This is a genomic window from Anaerotruncus sp. G3(2012), from assembly GCF_000403395.2.
GTDB lineage: Bacteria > Bacillota > Clostridia > Oscillospirales > Ruminococcaceae > Anaerotruncus.
The window spans coordinates 321,953-324,033 of record NZ_KE159675.1 but is presented as its reverse complement, the minus strand read 5'-3'; the positions used below and the strand labels follow the sequence as shown (position 1 = coordinate 324,033).

Annotated in this window: 2 protein-coding genes and 1 pseudogene; all 3 read left to right on the top strand. The window is 50.2% G+C overall.

The annotated features are described in order from the left end of the window. Nucleotides 1–330: pseudogene (locus C814_RS16795) on the top strand (DDE-type integrase/transposase/recombinase); the annotation flags it as partial. 23 nt (nt 331–353) lie between these two features. Continuing rightward, nucleotides 354–896 carry a group II intron maturase-specific domain-containing protein gene (locus C814_RS16790; RefSeq protein WP_016316589.1) on the top strand — a complete coding sequence of 181 codons (543 nt, stop codon included), beginning with the start codon at nt 354–356 and terminating at the stop codon, nt 894–896. After that, nucleotides 869–1,765, top strand: a complete 897-nt coding sequence (locus C814_RS16785) for an FtsK/SpoIIIE domain-containing protein (RefSeq protein ID WP_016316588.1) — start codon at nt 869–871, stop codon at nt 1,763–1,765. Before C814_RS16790 ends, C814_RS16785 begins: the two co-directional genes overlap by 28 nt. Nucleotides 1,766–2,081 lie beyond the last annotated feature (316 nt).

Below are 2,081 nucleotides of genomic sequence, written 5' to 3'. Positions count from 1 at the left end.
ATCATCCATTCCGACAGAGGCAGCCAGTATACCAGCGCCGCCTACCGCCAGGCCGTCACCCAATACGACATCCGCCAGAGCATGAATCGTGCCGGCGGCCGATGCCACGACAACGCCCGCTGCGAGAGTATGTGGGCCAGGATGAAGAGTGAACTGTTCTATGACCGCCTGGACACTGAACAGCTGACCGTGGAGGAACTCAGATCTCTTATTTGGCGTTACTTTATGAGCTGCTGGAACAACCGCCGTATCTGCTCCGCCAACGGCGGCCTTCCACCCGCTGTCAAGAGAGAGCGCTTCTATCTGTCCCTCACTGCGGCTGCTGCTTAGATCCTATATTCCTTGCGTGAATTGTGTCAACTCATATTGACAAAATCAAACCGACTGACGGCTCCATCAAGAAGATTGAGCGTGAGTTGGAAAACCTGATTTTGAATTTCAAGGGAACTCAACGGGCACTGATTGAAAAGATTAACGACAAATTGAGTGGATGGGCAGCGTACCACCGCAGCACAGATGCCTATATGATCTTCCGGCATATTGACGCTGTGGTTGAGGGCCTGCTTGTCGTAAAGATGTGCCAGAAGTATTCACGCTGGCACAGGGAAACCGTGCTACGGAAATTTTGGATTTATGTGGGAGGGTATCACGTTTTTGCCCTGCCTGATGACCCTGCTTGTCGGGTGGTTCGGCTGGCACCTCTCGCCATAGTTCGACACAAGCCCTGCAAGGTCAGTTTCGACCCGTATCTGGACAAGGACTACTTCTCCCAGCTTCAACACTGCCGTGACGAACAGAAGGCCAACGGCAAGTATAAAGTAGTCTGGCAGCGGCAAGGGGGGGTCGCTGTGCGTTTTGCGGAAATCCCATGCTGGCAGACCAGGAGGTTGAGGTAATCGAGAAGGTGATCGGCAAGGGACGGCGGGTGCAGAACCTGATTTACATTCACCCCCAATGTGCCTGCGATATGTTTTCGGATTCGGATGATACCTTTGGGGAGCATATTGACCTTTTTGACCTGCTGGGAGACTTTGTTGACACAGCCCCTTTGAGGGAGTCCCCATACCTTGAATTACGAGAATACTTCCGGCTATCTGACAAGTCCCCCCTGACCTTAACCTTCCGTCAGATTGAGCAGATCCTTGGGGGCAGCTTACCCGCAGAGGCGTACTTCTACGATGCTTTCTGGTATGAGAATATGCCAGGGATGACCTCACCCATGTGGAGAGAGGAAGGATACCCTTTCCATGCGATTATCCCGGACGAGATAGATTATTACATTTCCGATTGCTGGACAAGTCGCAGTATATCCTACGGTGTATCTCCCGAAGCGGTCAATTTTGTTCTGGTAGACCTTGGTGCGAACGACTTGATGCCATTTGAAGACCTTCCTCACCTGGCTTGTCCGGTTGTTCGGAGCCAAGATGTAGCCCTTCAAGTCTTAAACGCCCTAGTCGTTGAGATGGAACGGCGAAAGGACTTAGAATTGACCAACAAACAGGAGTTCGACGCTTTACCTCGACTGGTGCTGGTTGTGGACGAATTTCCTGCCCTGTTTAACTGTGCGGAGGATAAGCGTACTTCTAATGCGTTGCGCGATATGGTCTCCAGTCTGCTGCGGAGAGGGCGGCATGGCAAAATCCATGTCGTGCTGGCAGCTCAGAACCCTACCTATCAAAACATGAAGGTCGATTTGGGAAATATTACAGCCCGAATAGCTTTCCAGTGTGCCAAGAAAAATTTCTCATTTCCATACCTTGCTTAAACGCTTATGAATACAGCTTCTAAGTCTTACGCTTGCAGGCGTGGGCTGCCCCCAAAAAAACTCGATAAAGTGTTGGAGCGGCTTGGAAGCGACAAAAACAAGGGGAAAAAGTTTTGAAGGGTATACCCTAATTATATACGACAGGGTGCAGATTGTCAAAAAAACTTGGAACAGAAATGGTGGCTATTTTCAGTATCAAATAACCAGCTTTACAGAGGAGGTGATTTTGTCAATATGAGTTGACACAATTCACGCAAGGAATATAGGATCTAAGCAGCAGCCGCAGTGAGGGACAGATAGAAGCGCTCTCTCTTGA